Annotated in this window: 13 protein-coding genes and 2 pseudogenes; 8 read left to right on the top strand and 7 right to left on the bottom strand. The window is 63.5% G+C overall.

Going from position 1 to position 16,068, the window contains the following annotated elements; all coding sequences use genetic code 11:
- Positions 1 to 62: 62 nt before the first annotated feature.
- From B5526_RS11000 to B5526_RS10990, 3 genes are all read right to left on the bottom strand, one after another.
- The gene (locus tag B5526_RS11000; protein ID WP_244562268.1) at positions 63 to 1,415 is read right to left on the bottom strand and encodes a FecR family protein; all 1,353 of its coding nucleotides are present in this window, start codon (positions 1,413 to 1,415) and stop codon (positions 63 to 65) included.
- A gap of 264 nt (positions 1,416 to 1,679) precedes the next feature.
- Entirely contained in the window at positions 1,680 to 2,009 is a 330-nt protein-coding gene (locus B5526_RS10995) for a hypothetical protein (protein ID WP_079538212.1), read from the bottom strand.
- A gap of 246 nt (positions 2,010 to 2,255) precedes the next feature.
- Positions 2,256 to 2,996, bottom strand: coding sequence for a DUF2147 domain-containing protein (locus tag B5526_RS10990; protein WP_079538211.1), 741 nt, complete (start codon positions 2,994 to 2,996; stop codon positions 2,256 to 2,258).
- A 192-nt stretch (positions 2,997 to 3,188) separates the two neighbouring features.
- Here B5526_RS10990 and B5526_RS10985 point away from each other — a divergent pair, with 192 nt between their 5' ends.
- From B5526_RS10985 to B5526_RS10975, 3 genes are all read left to right on the top strand, one after another.
- Positions 3,189 to 4,181: a DUF2147 domain-containing protein gene (locus B5526_RS10985; protein WP_079538210.1), complete on the top strand. Its 993-nt coding sequence runs from the start codon at positions 3,189 to 3,191 to the stop codon at positions 4,179 to 4,181.
- Between the two features lie 346 nt (positions 4,182 to 4,527).
- Positions 4,528 to 7,467, top strand: a complete 2,940-nt coding sequence (locus B5526_RS10980) for an autotransporter outer membrane beta-barrel domain-containing protein (protein WP_244562267.1) — start codon at positions 4,528 to 4,530, stop codon at positions 7,465 to 7,467.
- 142 nt (positions 7,468 to 7,609) lie between these two features.
- Positions 7,610 to 7,921 (top strand): hypothetical protein, encoded by a 312-nt coding sequence (locus B5526_RS10975; protein ID WP_079538209.1) that lies wholly within the window; start codon positions 7,610 to 7,612, stop codon positions 7,919 to 7,921.
- A 102-nt stretch (positions 7,922 to 8,023) separates the two neighbouring features.
- On the opposite strand, the gene B5526_RS37610 is transcribed toward B5526_RS10975, so the two are convergent.
- Positions 8,024 to 8,212, bottom strand: a complete 189-nt coding sequence (locus B5526_RS37610) for a hypothetical protein (protein WP_154071254.1) — start codon at positions 8,210 to 8,212, stop codon at positions 8,024 to 8,026.
- A 101-nt stretch (positions 8,213 to 8,313) separates the two neighbouring features.
- Here B5526_RS37610 and B5526_RS10970 point away from each other — a divergent pair, with 101 nt between their 5' ends.
- The 3 genes and pseudogenes from B5526_RS10970 to B5526_RS10960 form a co-directional block, all read left to right on the top strand.
- Entirely contained in the window at positions 8,314 to 9,576 is a 1,263-nt protein-coding gene (locus B5526_RS10970) for an extensin-like domain-containing protein (protein ID WP_079538208.1), read from the top strand.
- An 88-nt stretch (positions 9,577 to 9,664) separates the two neighbouring features.
- A pseudogene (locus B5526_RS10965) lies at positions 9,665 to 10,200 on the top strand (REP-associated tyrosine transposase).
- Positions 10,201 to 10,265: 65 nt separating this feature from the next.
- Positions 10,266 to 10,442, top strand: a pseudogene (locus B5526_RS10960) (extensin family protein); the annotation flags it as partial.
- 140 nt (positions 10,443 to 10,582) lie between these two features.
- Here B5526_RS10960 and B5526_RS10955 read toward each other — a convergent pair.
- The 3 genes from B5526_RS10955 to B5526_RS10945 are packed head-to-tail and all read right to left on the bottom strand — an operon-like array spanning position 10,583 to position 14,846.
- A complete protein-coding gene (locus tag B5526_RS10955; protein WP_079538206.1) occupies positions 10,583 to 11,506 on the bottom strand; it encodes an FAD binding domain-containing protein in 924 nt (307 codons plus the stop codon).
- Positions 11,503 to 14,193: a molybdopterin-dependent oxidoreductase gene (locus tag B5526_RS10950; RefSeq protein ID WP_079538205.1), complete on the bottom strand. Its 2,691-nt coding sequence runs from the start codon at positions 14,191 to 14,193 to the stop codon at positions 11,503 to 11,505. The genes B5526_RS10955 and B5526_RS10950 overlap by 4 nt, the downstream gene beginning before the upstream one ends.
- On the bottom strand, positions 14,190 to 14,846 hold the full coding sequence (locus B5526_RS10945; RefSeq protein WP_079538204.1) for a TetR/AcrR family transcriptional regulator: 657 nt from the start codon (positions 14,844 to 14,846) through the stop codon (positions 14,190 to 14,192). The genes B5526_RS10950 and B5526_RS10945 overlap by 4 nt, the downstream gene beginning before the upstream one ends.
- Positions 14,847 to 15,141: 295 nt before the next feature.
- On the opposite strand from B5526_RS10945, the gene B5526_RS10940 reads away from it, so the two are divergent.
- On the top strand, positions 15,142 to 15,411 hold the full coding sequence (locus B5526_RS10940) for a prevent-host-death protein (RefSeq protein WP_079538203.1): 270 nt from the start codon (positions 15,142 to 15,144) through the stop codon (positions 15,409 to 15,411).
- A 9-nt stretch (positions 15,412 to 15,420) separates the two neighbouring features.
- Positions 15,421 to 15,852, top strand: coding sequence for a hypothetical protein (locus tag B5526_RS10935; protein WP_079538202.1), 432 nt, complete (start codon positions 15,421 to 15,423; stop codon positions 15,850 to 15,852).
- Positions 15,853 to 16,068: the final 216 nt, after the last annotated feature.

Raw genomic sequence — 16,068 nt, 5'->3', positions numbered from 1 at the left:
CGCCGTCCTTCGGACGGCTATGCCGGGCGATGACAACTGTATGTGACGCTTCCCGCAGCGCTTTACCTTCGCTTCTTTCCCTTGGGTGGCGGCGGAGGCGGACGCCGCGGCGGCGCCGGCGGCTTGTTCTGCAAGGCCGGCCGCTGCGCGCCGGGCGCATTCGTCTCACGCGGCGTGCCCGGCGTAGTCGATTCACGCGGCACGCCTGGCGTCGTCGGTTCACGCGGTGTGACGGGGGCGGTCGTCTCACGCGGTGAACCCGGCGCTTTCGGCGGCTGCGGCGCGCCCGGCGTCGGCGGCGATTGTTGCTGGCCTTGTTTCGGCAATCCCTGCTGCTTCGGCGATCCCGGCTGCTTTGGTAGTCCGGGTTGCTTCGGCGCTCCCGGCTGCTTCGGCAATTCGTTCTGTTTCGGCAGGCCGTTTTGCTTCGGCAGGCTGTTCTGCTTCGGCAATCCAGGCTGACGCGGCGGGGCGGCACCGGGCGCCGCGGGCCGGTTCGGGTTTTGCTGGCGCTGAATCTGCTTTTGCGTGACGATCTGGCGGCCGACGCTCTGCGCCGCGTGCACCTGGCGCACGATGCCTTGGTCGCGCTGCGCCTGCTGCGGAGAGATCGCGATCGGTGCCGCCGCGACGCGCCCGCCGGCGCCGGGCCGGATCGCAAAGCCGCTCGCGCCTTGCGTCAGCGCGCCGAGCCGCGCGCCCATGCGATCGTTGACCTCGATCCGCCCGACCCGGCCGTCCGGATCGGGATAGAGTTTTATCGCGACATTGTTCGCGCTGGTCGCCGAAGCGCCTTCCGGCACCTCGACCAGGCCGGTGGTGCCGCGAATGCCGAGCGTTGCCGTCGGCGTCGTTATTTTCATGTCGCCGCTTTTGGCGACCGCTGCGGCGACAAAGGCGACCGTTCCTCTTGCGATATCGAACACGGCCGAGTTCTGTTTGCCGCCATCTTCATAGACGTAATTATCGACCATGATCCTGGCGTTCGCGGTGAGATTGAACGTGGTGCCGTCGTTGAAGGTGACGCCGAGCGTGGAATTCGCCGAGGTCTGCAGCAAATCGTTCAGATAGATGTCGTCCTGCAATTTCACCGCGATCGAATTCTTGTTGCGGATGGCGGTCGCGATGCCGGTCAGCGTCGCGACGTTTCCGATCGGCTCGTCGGCTGCCGTTTGCGGAGCGGCCGGCGGCGTTGTCGGCGCGGGTTGTGGCGTTGTCGTCGGCGCTGCAGGTGCAGGTGTCGCTGCCGGCGCGGGCTGGGTCTGCGCAAGTTTTGTCAGGCTCGACGTCGCGCCCAGGCCGAGCGAGCGACTTTCAACTTCGATCGGCGAGGGGATCGCCAGAACATTCGCGATGCCGGCCAGCATGAAGCCGCCCGCAAGCGAGAGCGCGAATGAACACCGGCGCCGCGTCACGTGAAGATCCCGAGCGAGGAGAAAACAGGCGAAGAACAGTTTGCGATTGAGGACTCTGCCGCCTGAATGCCAGATGAATGCAGAGGGTGGGTCGATCGAGCCCGCAATTCCCCGTCATCGTCCGCGAAGGCGGACGATCCAGTACGCCGTGACGGCTCTATTCAAATGAAATTCACTGGAATACTGGATGCCCCGCTCGAGCCTGTCATCGGGGCTCGCCGAAGGCGAGACCCGTGGCGGGGCATGACGAACCACCACGACTGCTTACCCGTGCTTGAACTTCGGCGTCAGATCGATCGGCTTCGCGGGCCTTGCGACGGGTCGCTCGTAGGCCGGCGTTTCCGTCGCGGCCGCCGGCGTCTCCACTTCGAACACCGCCTTGCAGCCTTCGCTCAGCTGGTCGCGCTGCCGCGCCATGCAGGCGGTGATGCGCTCGACGTTCGGGATCTCCGAGCTGCACAGCCGCATCGCATCGCCGGAGCACAGTTCCTGCTCCTCGAGCGTATAGGCGTGCGACACGCTCGTCATTGCCAGCATGAACGCCGTCGCAACCATCAATTTGCAGGTACCGAAATTCGAACGCGTCGAAATCATGGGACGTCCCCTGTTGATCGCTATGTCAGGCGCCGATCTGTCGCCTCGACGGGTGCGAAAACTAGGTAGTCATGATTTCCTGGCGTTTGCTTCAAAAACACAAAACGGTTTCGTGAGCTTTCCGAATTGTTTCGTCGCCGCGCCGCGATGGCGCGTTTGTTATCTTCCTGGCCGTTTTGGTATCGCTAAAAGACCCCGCGGCGAAACCGCGGGGCCTCTTCACGCTAACGTCATTTCGGCGTGACTTTAGCTGACGCGCTTCCAGGTCTGGCCGCCGCAGAACATGCCGCCGAAGGCGCAGCCCTGCACCCGCAAGGTATTCGGCCCCTTCATCGCGATGTTGGAATCGTAGGTCCGGCCGCTGTCGGGATCATGAATGTGGCCGACCCATTTGGCGTCCTGCGGCCGCATGTTGATGAGAATTTTCTCGTTGGTACCGATAGTGTATCCACACAGGTTCTGGCCGCACTGCTCGATGCGAACATTGCCTTTGTTTTCTTCGGTGGCCCATACGCCGAGCGGTGTCGTCGGTGCCTGGGCGGGTATCGCGGCGACAGGCGCGGGCGCGACGGCGACCGGCGGCGTCGCGGCAGGCGATACGGTGGGCGGCGGCGCAACGGCCGTAATGACGTCGCCCTTGGCGGCGGGCGCCGACGCGGTTGACGTAACCGCTGCTGGGGTCCGGCTCGTATCTTGACTAGGCTGCGGCAGCGCCGCCTCGAGCGCGGGGGCGGGGGCAGGCGTCGGCGCGGGCGGGTCGGTGCGCTGCGCGACATCGTCATCGTCGTGATTGGTTTTGAGGTTCTTCAGGCCAAAGCCGGAGCCTGTGAGACCCGGCGCGGTGATCTGGACGCAGGACAGCGAGTCGCAACCTTTCGGCGACTGGATATGGATCTTGTGTCCCTCGATCTCGAACGAGACCGAATTGCCGGCATGGGCCGAGGTCGTGGCAATCAATAACGCGGCGGCGATGACGAGTTTTTTCATGAGAGCCTCCTGGAGCGGTCCTTGAATTCGGCGCGACCCTAGGCCTCGCGGGTGGTCCTTTCCGTGATGCAGGTCACAAGGCCGGCGAAAGCCAGCCGGTTGCGCCGCAGGTCCGGCCACGGTGACCCAAATCACATTCAGCGGCGCATTACCGGAGTTCTAATTTCCGCATACTCCTGGGAGGCGATTGCGATGAAGCGATTTTTTTATCTCGTCGTGCCGATGCTGCTCAGTTCATCCGCCCACGCCGGCAGTTCGCTTTCCTTCAGCATCGGCGGTCACCGCATCCACATCGAAGTGTCCAGGCATTGCCGCTCGCCGTCGTGCCTCTCCGTTTCAATTCCGGGAATTTATGAGACGCGACGTTGGCGCAATCGAGACGATGATCGCGACGAGGCCGCGGCGGCAAAACCGGTGGCCGCGCCGCCGCCGCAACAGGCTTCGGCGCCCGCTCCTGTTGCGCCAGCAATCAAACCTTCCGTTCAGCCTGTCGTCTCGCAGTCCGTTGTCTCGCAGCCGGTCGCCTTGGCGCCAGCGCCGGCGACCGTGACGCTCGCGTCGTCCACGACGAGGGTCGTCGCGCCGCCGCCAACGCCGGTCGAGGCCGCCACGACAGCGTCGACGACACCGAAGGCGACCGGGTCCATCATAGTGATGCCGGCGCCGCCGCCAGTTGTCACACCGCCGGCACCGTCGCCGATCGCTGCGCTGACCGTTGCCGCGCCGCCCGTTCCCGTCGCCGCGCCGCCGCCGCTAAAAGTCGCGCACGAAGCCGACGATGCGCTGCCTGCGACCCCGCTTGGCGACTGGCAGACCGAAGGCAAAAAGGGATCGGTCCGCATCGAGCCGTGCGGCCATTTGCTGTGCGGCTATATCATCGACCCCGCCTCGAACGCCGCCGGCGAAACGCTGCTGGTCAACATGAAGCCCAAAGCTTCTGACAAGACTGCCTCCAACGAGACAGCCTCCGAGAAGGCCGACACCGAATGGTCCGGCAACATTTTCAGCCGCGACAGCGGCAACACCTATTACGCGACCATGACGATGAAGAGCCCGAACTCGCTGCGGGTCGAAGCCTGCGCGCTCGGCAGGTTCTTCTGCTCCGGCAATCTCTGGACCCGCATCGCAGTGCAGCCGGACAAGCTGGTGACCTCTCGGCAGCTATCGCCGGCGCCGCCGTCATAGCAATGGTGTTGTGACGAACCCGCGATGTCGTTGCGCTGCGTATCCTTGGAAAGCGACCGCCGAGCCCCGGGGAAGGCGCAGCGCTGGCGACGACGGAGGGAAAAAATGCAGGCTCCTGCGTAGACAGCCCGAGCAAGTCACCTGTTTCGCTACCGCAGGATGTTGCCGAATTGCCGCATCCCGCCGGATTCTGACGCTTTGTTAGGCGATTGCTCGCCCGGCGCCCAACATATCCCGCTAAAATGCGCCGCAAGCACGTTTCGGCTGGGGAGGCTTCGTGCGGGGTGTTGGGTTGCGTCGGGCAAAATCAAGAAAAATGAGATCGCTGTTTTGGAGCGCCGCGCAAATGCGCAGTCGGTATCGTGTTGACCGTCTGTGGTTTGCCGCGATGTGCCTGGTCGGCGCTGGCGCGTCCGCGCCGTCGGCAGCCTTCGCTGCCTGCGCACCGCCCACCGGCGATAACGTCACGGTGACCTGCAGCGGCACGACCCTGAATCAGGGTCCGGGGCTGAATATCGGCTACGGCAGCACCGCCGGCCAGAACGGGGTGACGATCAATGTGCAGGGGGCTGCGTCGGTGACCGGCACCAGCATCGGCATCAATGTCGGCGATAACAATACCATCAACAATCTCGGCACCATCACGACCTCCGGAAACGATGTTTTCGGCATCCAGGGCAATACGAATTTAACCGTTACCAACTCGGGCACCATCGGCAGGCTCGATATTCAGAACAATATCTTCGACGCTGCCGGCATCGCTGCTTCGACCTTCTTGATCACCAACAATGCCGGCGGGACCCTCCAGGGAACGTTCGGCATCCAGGCCTTGGGCTCCGGCACGGTGATGAATTCGGGTCTGATCATCGGCGGCGGTGGCGGCGACGGGATCAATTCTCTCGCCATCCCCAGCGTGCTCACGGTGACCAACAATGCCACCGGCGTGATTACCGGCGACGCAAACGGCATCAACGCCATCAGCGCCGTGGTTTTCAACTATGGAACCATATCCGGGGTGAACCCCGGCAGCACGGGCCTCAACGCCAATACAGTGGTTTTGACAAATTACGCGTCCGGCGTCATCACCGGCGACCAATTTGGCGTTTCAGGCAACCAGACGCCGACCCTCACCATCACCAATCTCGGAACGATTTCGGTGACTGGTTTTGGAGGTGCCGCTGTCCAGGGCAATGTCGTCAATGTCGTCAATTCCGGAACCATCTTGTCCGCACCCGGCACCGGCGCACAAGCCATCGGGTTGAACAACGGCAGCATCACCAACAATGCCGGCGGCGTCATCAGCGGCGACTTCATTGCCATCGCGGCGACCGGCAACACGTCGATCTTCAACGCCGGTACCATAACCACCAACTCTGGTCCTGCGATTCAATTCTCCAGCGGCGGCAATACGCTGACGCTCGCGCCCGGCAGCGTCATCAACGGGACCGCGCACGGTTTTGGCGCCGATACCTTCCAACTCGCCGGCGACGGCACGGCGAGCTTCAATGCCAGCCTGTTCACCACGCAATTTTCCGGCTATGCCGTCTTCAACAAGATCGGCACCTCGACGTGGACATTGACCGGCAGCAATGCGACGGCAATGCCCTGGACCATCAGCGCCGGCACCCTCAACGTCAACGGCACTTTGCAAAATTCCAGCATGACGGTGAACGGCGGCACGCTTGCCGGCACCGGCACGGTCGGCAATACCAGCATCAACAATGGCGCAAATTTCGCGCCGGGCAACGGCACGCCGGGCACCTTCATGACCGTGAACGGCAATCTCGCCTTCCAGTCCGGCGCGCTCTATCTGCTGCAGATCAATTCCACCGCGACCACCTTCACCAATGTCACGGGCACCGCAGCGCTTGCCGGCACCGTGCAGGTGACATCGCCGACCAATTCCTACCGGTTCAATTCGCCCTACACGATCCTGACCTCGGGCGGACTGGGCGGCGGCCGGTTCAACGCGCTGACGACACCGGCCGGCATCAATGGATCGCTGATCTATAGCGGCAACAATGTGCTGCTCAATCTGATGTCGGGGCTCGGCCAGCTTCCGGGCGAGACGGTCAACCAGCGCGCCGTCGGATCCGCGCTCGATGCCGCGTTCAATGCGGCCGGCGGGGTCAGCGGCCCGCTCAGTGCGATCTTCACCAGCAACATCGTCCAGAATCTCGCGCAGGTTTCCGGCGAGGTCGCAACCGGATCGCAGCAGACGACGTTCGATGCGATGAACCTGTTTCTCGGCCTGCTCACCGATCCGTTTATCACAGGACGCGGCAATCCGGTGACGCCGTCGAGTGGCGCTGCGCCGTTCGCGGAGGAAGATGACAGCGCCAGCGCCTACGCGGCGAACGGAAAGTCGCGCAGCAAGAGCGAGCGGGATGCTTATGCCGCGATCTATCGCAAGGCGCCGCTGGCGCAAACCTACGATCCGCGCTGGAGCGTTTGGGCGGCCGGCTTCGGCGGTTCTCAAACCACCGACGGCAATGCCGCGCTTGGATCGAACAACACGACAAGCCGCGTGTTCGGCGTTGCCGCCGGTGCCGACTATCTGTTGTCGCCGCGAACCATCGCCGGTTTTGCGATCGCCGGCGGCGGCACCAATTTTTCGATCGCCAATGGATTTGGCTCCGGACGCTCCGACCTGTTCCAGGCCGGCGCCTTTGTGAAGCACACCGTCGGGCAAGCCTATATCTCCGGCGCGCTGGCCTATGGCTGGCAGGACATCACGACCGATCGAACCGTCACTGTCGCCGGCCCTGACCGGCTGCATGCGGACTTCAACGCCAACGCCTATTCCGGCCGGGTCGAAGGCGGCTATCGCTTCGTCACCCCGTGGATGGCAATGGGCATCACGCCATATGCCGCCGGACAATTCACGACGTTCGATCTGCCCGCCTATGCCGAGCAGGCGATTACTGGCACCAACACATTCGCGCTGGCTTACGGTTCGAGGAGCGTCACCGACACGCGCAGTGAGCTTGGCATCCGCACCGACAAATCCTATGCCATGCAAGGCGCGATTCTCACCTTGCGCACCCGCTTCGCCTGGGCGCACGATTTCAACCCCGACCGCAATATCGCCGCCACCTTCCAGACGCTGCCCGGCGCAAGCTTCGTCGTCGGCGGTGCGGCGCAGGCACATGACTCGGCGCTGACGACCGCTTCCGCCGAAATGAAATGGCTCAACGGCTGGTCCGCGGCCGCGACGTTCGAAGGCGAGTTCTCCAATGTGACCCAGAGCTACGCCGGCAAGGGCGTGGTGCGCTACGCGTGGTGAGGGCCGCTTCGCTCACGCGCAGCATTTCCAATTTGTAATCGAATCCATCTGAACCGGCGTCTCCATCTGACACGACCGATAGCTGAAACCGCTATCGCGAAGATGGAGATCGAAGATAAAGCGCTTATTTCTGGTTACGCTGTTGCTGCTCGGCGGTGCGCTGAGCGCGCAGGCCGACAACGACGTCTATAACAACATCACCAGGCATCCGCGCAGCGACGACGCGCTGCAGGCCGACACTAGCTATTGCTCGCAGATGTTGGGCGCGCCGCAGAGCGGCACGCCGACGTCGCGCGAATACAAACGCTGCATGCTCTCCCGCGGCTGGCGCTTTGGCCACACCGTGCGCGACCACTCGAGAGACGGCATGTATCCCGACCCCGACAACCCCGGCCTGATGTGCAAGGATTTTACGATCGGCGGCATCACCGGATCGAGCTGCTCGAATTTTTGAAGGGCGGGGCGCGCAACGAAAAACGCCCGGCTGTTGGAATGATCCAATCCGCCGGGCTCTCAAAATCCAAAGGTGTGATGCAATTTGTGAGGCTTGGCCGTCCTAGAACACGCCGAGCACGATGGCGCCGACAAAGGCGAATGCAACATACGCGGTGACAACGCTCAATCTGGTGACGAAAGGACCGAAGGACGTCATTTTTAGAAAGCTCCCTGGTTCACGTCGCTGCCCGCTGTAACGCGCAAAACTAGCAAACGGTTCCCGGCTGAAAAAGTCAGCGCTGCTGTCCATCCCCGACATCCCGATCGTGCTGCACCGCCGTCAACATGGTTAAAAAGTCGTGAAAACAACGCGTTGAAGAGTCCTTAAATAAATTCGTCGAACGTGCGCGGATGACGCGCGGAGTTCGTTTTTATCTGGTCGGCTCCTTCGTCCTTGTCTCGCTAGCGGGTTGCGGCCGCGGATTCTTCCAGTCCGCCGAGCGCGAGCCGTGGCGGGCCGAGGCCGAAATCGCCTGCCTGAAGTCCGGCGCGGTCAAGGAAAGCCCCGATCTGGTCCGGATCAACCCGATTTCGGGCCCGGGCGTTTGCGGCGCGGAGTTTCCCCTGAAAGTCGCAGCGCTCGGCGAAAGCAGCGGCAGTTTTGGCTTTGCCGACGAAGATTTGCGGCCGCCCGGAAATATCGGCAATGCACCGCGCTGGCCGGTTTCACCGCCTCCCGCGCCGCCGCAATCGTCCTATCCGGATACGGCCATGCGCCAGCCGGGTTATGGCGCGCAGCAAAATGGGCCGATCTCACTGACGGCGCCGGGCGTAGCACCTGATGAAGACGAGATCGAGCTGCCGCCCGAGGGCACGCCCGGCATGAGCCAGCCGCCGGCTCAGAGATCGTATCAAGGCCAATATCAGGGGTCGTACCAACGGCCATATCCGGATGCCCAAGCCTATCCGCCGCGCGACCGCACTTCCGCGCCCTATTCGCCGCGCCCCGATACTGTCCCGGCGCAGCCAGCCGAACCGCTGCCGCGGCTTGGGCCGGCGCAGCAAAATTCCGTCGCGGCGTTCGGGCCGGTCGCCGTAAAACCTGCGGCGACGCTTGCCTGTCCGATCGTTTCCGTGCTCGATCACTGGCTTTCAGATTCCGTGCAGCCGGCGGCGCAGCGCTGGTTCGGCGCGCGCGTGGTCGAGATCAAGCAGATCTCCGCCTATTCCTGCCGCGGCATGAACGGCAATGCCTACGCCCACATTTCCGAGCATGCGTTCGGCAATGCGCTCGATATCGCAGCCTTCACCCTTGCCGACGGACGCCGCATCACCGTGAAAGACGGCTGGAAGGGCATGCCGGAAGAGCAGGGCTTTTTGCGCGATATCCAGGCGGCTGCGTGCCAGCAGTTCACCACCGTGCTCGCGCCGGGCTCCAACGTCTATCACTACGATCACATCCATGTCGACCTGATGCGCCGTGCCTCGCGGCGCCTGATCTGCGAACCCTCGGCGGTGTCAGGCGAAGAGATCGCCGCGCGCGCCACCGGCCGCAATCCCTACGCCTCCTCGCGCGATCCGTACGTGACGGGATCGCTCGGCGGCAAGCACGTCGCGCACCGGCACCGGCCGAACGACAAGGTCAACGAGGAAGACGAGTTCGAGGACGAGTAGCGTCGGCGGCGTTGCGAGCGCAGTGTCGTAGGGCGGATTAGCCGAAGGCGTAATCCGCCACTCTCGTTACTGTGCTATCCTGCGCCTCATGTCGAATTATCGTCGCGCATTCGTGCCGGGCGGATGCAGGTTCTTCACGGTCAACCTGTTGCATCGGCGGCAGACCCTGCTTGTCGACCATATCGCGACCTTTCGCGATGCGGTCGCCGCTACTCGCGAGAGCCATCCCTTTACGATCGACGCGTTCGTCGTGCTGCCCGATCATCTGCATGCGATCTGGAAACTGCCGCCGGACGATTGCGATTTTTCCACGGGTTGGCGGCTGATAAAGAACCGTTTTGCGAGAGCGCTGCCGAAGCGGGAGCGGCTCAGCGCCGTTCGAGCCGCGCGCAACGAGCGTGGCATCTGGCAACGGCGCTTCTGGGAGCATCTGATCCGCGATGAGGCTGATTATACGCGCCACGTCGAATATTGTTATATAAATCCGCTCAAGCACCGACTGGTCACGCGCGTGCGGGATTGGCCCTATATTCCTCGTTCCATCGCGATGTACGCGCTGGGTTGTTCCCGGAAGATTGGGGTGGCGACAGCGAAACGAGCGGTGATTTTGGCGAACGACGGTGATCGTGCCGGTTGGCTTGGAACGGCGGATTACGCCTTCGGCTAATCCGCCCTACGGCTTCGCTCTACTGATCTGCGAACCCTCGGCGGTGTCAGGCGAAGAGATCGCGGCGCGCGCCGCCGGCCGCAATCCCTACGCCTCGCGCGATCCCTACGTAACGGGATCGCTCGGCGGCAAGCACGTCGCGCACCGGCACCGGCCGAACGACAAGGTCAACGAGGAAGACGAGTTCGAGGACGAGTAACTAGGGTGAACTCGTGGCCATCCTTCGAGACGCGCGCCAAAGCGCGCTCCTCAGGATGAGGTCCTCTAACCCCTTACGATGAAGTCCAACCCTCATGGTGAGGAGCGCGGCAACGCCGCGCGTCTCGAACCACGAGGCCGTTATGCCACGACCCGCTCCAGCAAATCCTGCACGACGCCCTGCAGCAGATCGAGCTTGTACCCCGTCATCGGCAACGGTTTTGCCCCCGTCGTCGCCGCCCTCGCAGCCTCCGCAATCGTCGCCGCCTTCGCCGGTCTGCCCTGCAGCGCCGCTTCCGCCGCCGAAAGCCGCAGCGGCACCGGCGCGATGCCGCCGGCCGCGATGCGGACGAACTGGAAGGTGCCGCCAGAGACCACGGCGCGGATGCAGACTTCGACCAGCGGCCATTCCGCATGCGTCCGGCTGATGGCGCGCTTGTAGAGCGCGCGTTCGCCCGCGACCGGCGCCGGCAGTTCGACGCTCGCGATCATTTCGCCCGGCGCCAGCGTGTGGTCGGCGGCGCTCGAGCCGTCGCCCAGCAATTCGCCAACCGAAATCCCGTGCCTTTTATTGGTGTCGATCTTCGCCTCATAGGCCAGCAGCGCCGCCGCCATGGTCGAGGGATGCACCGCCACGCAGGGGCCAAGATCGAAGGCGACGCCGTAGAGATGATTGCCCGACCGGGCCGGACACTCCACGCCGCCCTTTTTCAGGCAATCGATATGCGGATTGCGAAAGTACCAGCACCGTGAGCGCTGCGCGAGATTGCCGCCAAGCGTCGCGAGATGACGGACCTGCGGCGTCGCGAGGCCAAGCGCGGAAGCCGCAAGACCCGGATAGGCCTGCGCGATGCGGGCGTCGGCCGCGATCGCAGCGATCGTCATCAGCGCCCCGATCCGCGCCGCGCCGTCGGCGCCCCAGGCGATCCCGACGGCATCAGGTGTTGCCGCGATATCGATCAGCGGTCCCTTCGACACGCCGCTGCGCCGGCGTTCGGAAAGGTCGGTGCCGGCGGCGCGGAATTCGGCGGCTTGCGTGAAAGCGGTCATCGTTGCGGAATTCATGCGGCCGCCCTCCCTTTTAATGCGGCAACCAGACGATCAGGCCGGATCGGAATCTCCGTCAGCCTGATCCCGATCGCGTTGCAGATGGCGTTGGCGATCGCGGGCGAGGTCGGCACGGTTGCGACCTCGCCGATGCCGACGCTGCCGCCGAGCACGTGGTCAAAACCTATTTCGTCGAAATGCACGTCCATCGGCGGCGTGTCGGCGATGCCGGGAATGCGGTAATCCTCCATTCCGCCGGTGAGGATGTCGCCGGTGCGCGGATCGACCTCGCGCGCTTCATAGAGCGCATAGCCGATGCCCTGAATGACAGAGCCCGTCGCCTGGCTCCGCGCTAGCGCGGGCGCCGCGATTTTTCCGACCGCAATCCCGGTCGCAACATTCAGCACGCGGACATGACCGAGCCAGGTATCGACCTCGACCTCGATCACCTGCACCGAGCTCGGCACACCTGCGCCGATCGCGATGTTGGACATGCGGCGCATCATCCAGCCAAAGATCGTCCCCATCAATCCCGCCTCCTTCAAGGGCGAACGGATTCCCGGAAGCGTCGGTTTTGCGTCTTCCGGCCGCACCGCTGATCTCGCAAGATCAGGCGACGCCGCGATCAATTCGCGCCATGGCGCGTTGGAGCCGGGCGTCGGCGGCCGTTTCGAGCTTTGTAAGATGGCGGCCTTCAGCGCGTTCACCGCAAGCAAGGTCGGCGGGATCACCGAGGCGGTGGTCCGGCTGCCGGTCGACGGCGGGCCTTCCGGCAGACTGGAATCGCCGATCCGGACCTCGATGTCGTGCGGCTCAAGTCCAAATTCATGCGCGACCGTATTGGCGATCACGCTGCGGCAGCCGTTGCCGATATCCTGTATGGCCGAGCTGGCAACGAGCCGCCCGCCCTTGACCGCGAGCTCGACCTTCGAGCCGGGCTGCCAGAGATAAAGCCAGTATCCGGCGGCGACGCCTGTGCCGCGGCGATAGCGCCCGGTCTGCGCGGCCTGCGTCTTCCGGTCGCGCCAGAGCTCGAGGCTCGATGCCCAATCATAGAGCCGCGCCCGGTTCGGATCGGTATCCCAGCGCTTGCGCAAGGCAATCGGATCGACCTTCATGCGCAAGCTTGCTTCATCGATCGCCTGTTCCAGCGCGAATGCCATCGGCGGTCCGCCGGGGGCGCGGAACGCGGAGCCGGGCGGCAGATTGCTGATGACATCGAAATCGACGAGTTCTTTGGCCTGCGCCGGGTAAATCAAACGCGCCAGCACCGCGATCGTCGAGTTCACGGCGGCGCCCGTGTCGGCATAGGCCTTGAACGAGACGGCTTTGAGGTCGCCTTGTTCTGATGGTAACAGCGCGATCTCGACTTGCGCCGCCGGCCGGTAGCCCGTGACGGAAAGTTCTTCATGCCGGTCATAGGCGACCCTGACCGGCGCCTTCGCCGCGCGCGCGAGCTCAATCGCCGCAACCGTGTCCATGCCGAGCTTGCCCTTCGAGCCAAACCCGCCGCCGACGTGATCGGCGATGACATGGACCTTGTGGTGGTCGAGCTTGCAGCGTTTTGCAATCGCTTCCTTCAGCTCGAACACGCCCTGCGTCGAGACGTGCACGGTGAGGCGGTCGCCATCGAAGCGGGCGACGGTGGCGTGCGGCTCCAGGCAGGCATGCTGCTGCGTGCCGGTCCGAAAAATCCCCTCGACCAGCAACGGATCGTGCGCCTTTCGCGCGTCGTCGAGCCAGCTTCGCGCCTTCTTGGCCTTGTGCGAGAACGCCCCTGACGGCCCGCGCACATTGCCCCTCCAGGGCGCCGGCGCGCCGCCGCCCTCCGAGACGTTGCCCGCTTTCTTGCGGCTCGATTTTTCGAACACGATTGGCGCATCGCTCTTGCGCGCGTTGTCCAGCCCAATCACCGCGGGCAGATTTTCGCTCGTGTGCTTGATCGCGGCGAGAGCGGCGAGCGCGGTCTTGGAATCTTTTGCGGCGACGGCGGCGATGGGTTCGCCGACATAGCGCGCGATACGGTCGTCGCCGAGCAGGGAAATCGCGGCGCTAACGCCCGGCATCGCGCGCGCCGGCGCGAGGTCGATCTCAGTGAAGCGGGCATGGGCGAACGGCGAGCGCAGGATCATGCCTTCGAGCTGTCCGTCATGATGGATGTCGACGGTGTATTTTGCCGCCCCCGTCACCTTGTCGCGCGCCTCGAGGCGCGGGGAGGCGATGTTGTCGCCGTCAAATCGTCCGGCGCACGCCTCCGCCACCGCGCGAAAAATGCCGTCATAGGCGCCGCAGCGGCACAGATGGCCCGACAGCGCGGCCCCAATTTCCTCCCGCGACGGCATCGCCGTTCCCTTGGTCGCCCGCCAGGCGTCGCAAAACGCCGCAGCTTCGACGACAAAACCCGGCGTGCAGAAGCCGCATTGCAGCGCGTCGTGCGCCATGAACGCCTTCTGCACCGGATGCAGTTTTGCCTCGCCGATGCCTTCGACCGTCGTCACGGTTTTGCCTGCGGCCGCGCGCGCGGGCATCAGGCAGCTCACGACCGGCGCGCCGTCGACCAGCACCGTGCAAGCGCCGCAGACGCCGGCCCCGCAGACCAGTTTTGTTCCCGTCAGGTTGAGGTCGCCGCGCACGACGTCGATGAGAAGCGCATCGGGATCGTCGGGCAAGGTCGCGGAGCGGCCGTTGATCATCATCGTGCTCATTTGCGATCTCCAGGTTTGGGGCGGGCGGATTTTTTCGCTAGCTTGGGTTTTACGCTGCGCGGCTTCGGCGACGCGCCGATGGCGCCGGCGATCAGCGTGCGCAGCATGGTCTCAATATCTCCGAAGAAGGCGTCGACGGGCTGCATCTTCGGGTGCATCGATTTGCTGCCGTTGATGGCCATCTCGACGCATCGCGCGAGCTCGGCCGAGGAGATGGCAAGCACTAGCTTTTGCCTGCGGCGGATATTTTCGATCGTTGCGACACCCTGTTCGGCATAGCGGCCGGCATATTTCTGATAGAGGTCGCCGGCGTGCACCAGGTGTTCGGAGAACAGCTCCTCGATATGGGGCGAGCCGTCGAGCGAAGCGATCAAAAGGCTGAACCGCGCGATGATCTGTGCGATCAGGATATCGGCGAGGCTGCCGCCTTCCTGCTCTTTTGCGTTCGCCGCCGCGCTTCCCGCAGCCAGCGCGCTCACGTGCAGCCGTTCGAGGACAGCGCGGAACAGCGCCTCCTTGGATTTGAAATGATGATACAGCGCCTGCCGCGTCAGCCCGGCGGCTTCGGCCGCCTGCTCGATCGACGACCGCCGAAAACCATGCCGGCGGAACACGGTCATCGCAGCATCAAGAATCCGGTCGCGGGGCGTCATTTGACGAATTTGACAAAATGAGGAGAAATGTCAAATCACGAAGATGAGTGCCTCGGCGGATACAGCGGAGCGAAATCCGGGGCCGTCGCTTGAGATCGCCATCCCGGATTGCGCATCGCTATGTCAGGCTGCGACGCGAGAGACGGCTAATAGCTTCGACCGACCGCCAGTGGGCCAGCGCTGCAGGAAAAAAACAGAGTTCTGTCAAAAGGTTGAAGATAATTCTCGAAAAGCGCAAGTTGCGCTTTTCACGTAAATTGCGTATATTGCGGGTCTAAAGAGGAGTAAGTTGGATATGTCTGACACCATCCCGGCTTCGGAGTTCACCAGGAATTTCGGCCGCTATCGAATGCTCGCCCAGCGAGAGGCCGTTGCGGTATCGAGCCACGGATCGATCACCGGCTATTTCGTTGCGCCGGACGAGTACGAGGAATTCCGCCGTTTCAAGCAGCGTCGTCGCAGCTTTGCGACTGCCGAACTTTCTGACGAGAAGGTTCAGGCGATCGGCTCCTCACGCATGGACGAGCGGCATGCGCATCTCGATTCCGTGCTTGAACAGAAATAGCGCGGGCGGGTGCCGATACCCACGCCCGAACCGGGCCTTGTCATTTCCTATGCCTATCTTTGGCACCACGAACATGAAGCGGGACGAGAAGAAGGGCGCAAAGATCGCCCGAGCGTGATTGTGCTGGCGGTCGAGCGCCCGGCGAATGACACGACGATCGTTGTGGTGCTGCCGATCATGCATGCTCCTCCGGTCGATCCTGCGGCCGCGGTTGAAATCCCGGCTACGGTCAAACGTCATCTCCGGCTTGACGACGCGCGTTCCTGGATCGTTGTTGCCGAGGGCAACGAGTTCGAATGGCCGGGCTATGATCTTCGGAAAATCGGCCGCAGCGATCGCTATGAATATGGCTTCCTGCCGCCCCGATTCTTCAACCAAGTAATCGAAGCCTTCGCCGCGTGGCACCGTGTCCGCAAAGCAAAGCTCACCTCGCGCGAGTGATCCCGGGAGGAAACGGCGAGAACATTACGACGTTACCCCATCTACGACACTAACCCAGCCTACGGGCTAGGCAGCTACGGAAAGAGGCCGCCAACAATGGCGGCCCGTCTGTCACTCCCAACTTCATTTTGAATCGGCGAGAGCGCCGCGGCAGCCTTCGGTGGCGCCTTCGCGTCCCCACTTTCCTTGGGTGCAAACCTGCAAAACTTTGTCGGC

Origin of the sequence: Bradyrhizobium lablabi, assembly GCF_900141755.1 — a bacterium.
In the GTDB taxonomy this organism is placed as follows: domain Bacteria; phylum Pseudomonadota; class Alphaproteobacteria; order Rhizobiales; family Xanthobacteraceae; genus Bradyrhizobium; species Bradyrhizobium lablabi_A.
This window is presented reverse-complemented; position numbering and strand designations above follow the sequence as displayed.

What these genes read in the sequence shown, in the direction of transcription:
- B5526_RS10990 (WP_079538211.1), bottom strand. Translation starts at nt 2,996, where the DNA reads ATGAAAAAACTCGTCATCGCCGCCGCGTTATTGATTGCCACGACCTCG.
- B5526_RS10955 (WP_079538206.1), bottom strand. Translation starts at nt 11,506, where the DNA reads ATGAATTCCGCAACGATGACCGCTTTCACGCAAGCCGCCGAATTCCGC.
- B5526_RS10985 (WP_079538210.1), top strand. Translation starts at nt 3,189, where the DNA reads ATGAAGCGATTTTTTTATCTCGTCGTGCCGATGCTGCTCAGTTCATCC.
- B5526_RS37610 (WP_154071254.1), bottom strand. Translation starts at nt 8,212, where the DNA reads ATGGACAGCAGCGCTGACTTTTTCAGCCGGGAACCGTTTGCTAGTTTT.
- B5526_RS10995 (WP_079538212.1), bottom strand. Translation starts at nt 2,009, where the DNA reads ATGATTTCGACGCGTTCGAATTTCGGTACCTGCAAATTGATGGTTGCG.
- B5526_RS10980 (WP_244562267.1), top strand. Translation starts at nt 4,528, where the DNA reads ATGCGCAGTCGGTATCGTGTTGACCGTCTGTGGTTTGCCGCGATGTGC.
- B5526_RS10950 (WP_079538205.1), bottom strand. Translation starts at nt 14,193, where the DNA reads ATGAGCACGATGATGATCAACGGCCGCTCCGCGACCTTGCCCGACGAT.
- B5526_RS10970 (WP_079538208.1), top strand. Translation starts at nt 8,314, where the DNA reads ATGACGCGCGGAGTTCGTTTTTATCTGGTCGGCTCCTTCGTCCTTGTC.
- B5526_RS10940 (WP_079538203.1), top strand. Translation starts at nt 15,142, where the DNA reads ATGTCTGACACCATCCCGGCTTCGGAGTTCACCAGGAATTTCGGCCGC.
- B5526_RS10945 (WP_079538204.1), bottom strand. Translation starts at nt 14,846, where the DNA reads ATGACGCCCCGCGACCGGATTCTTGATGCTGCGATGACCGTGTTCCGC.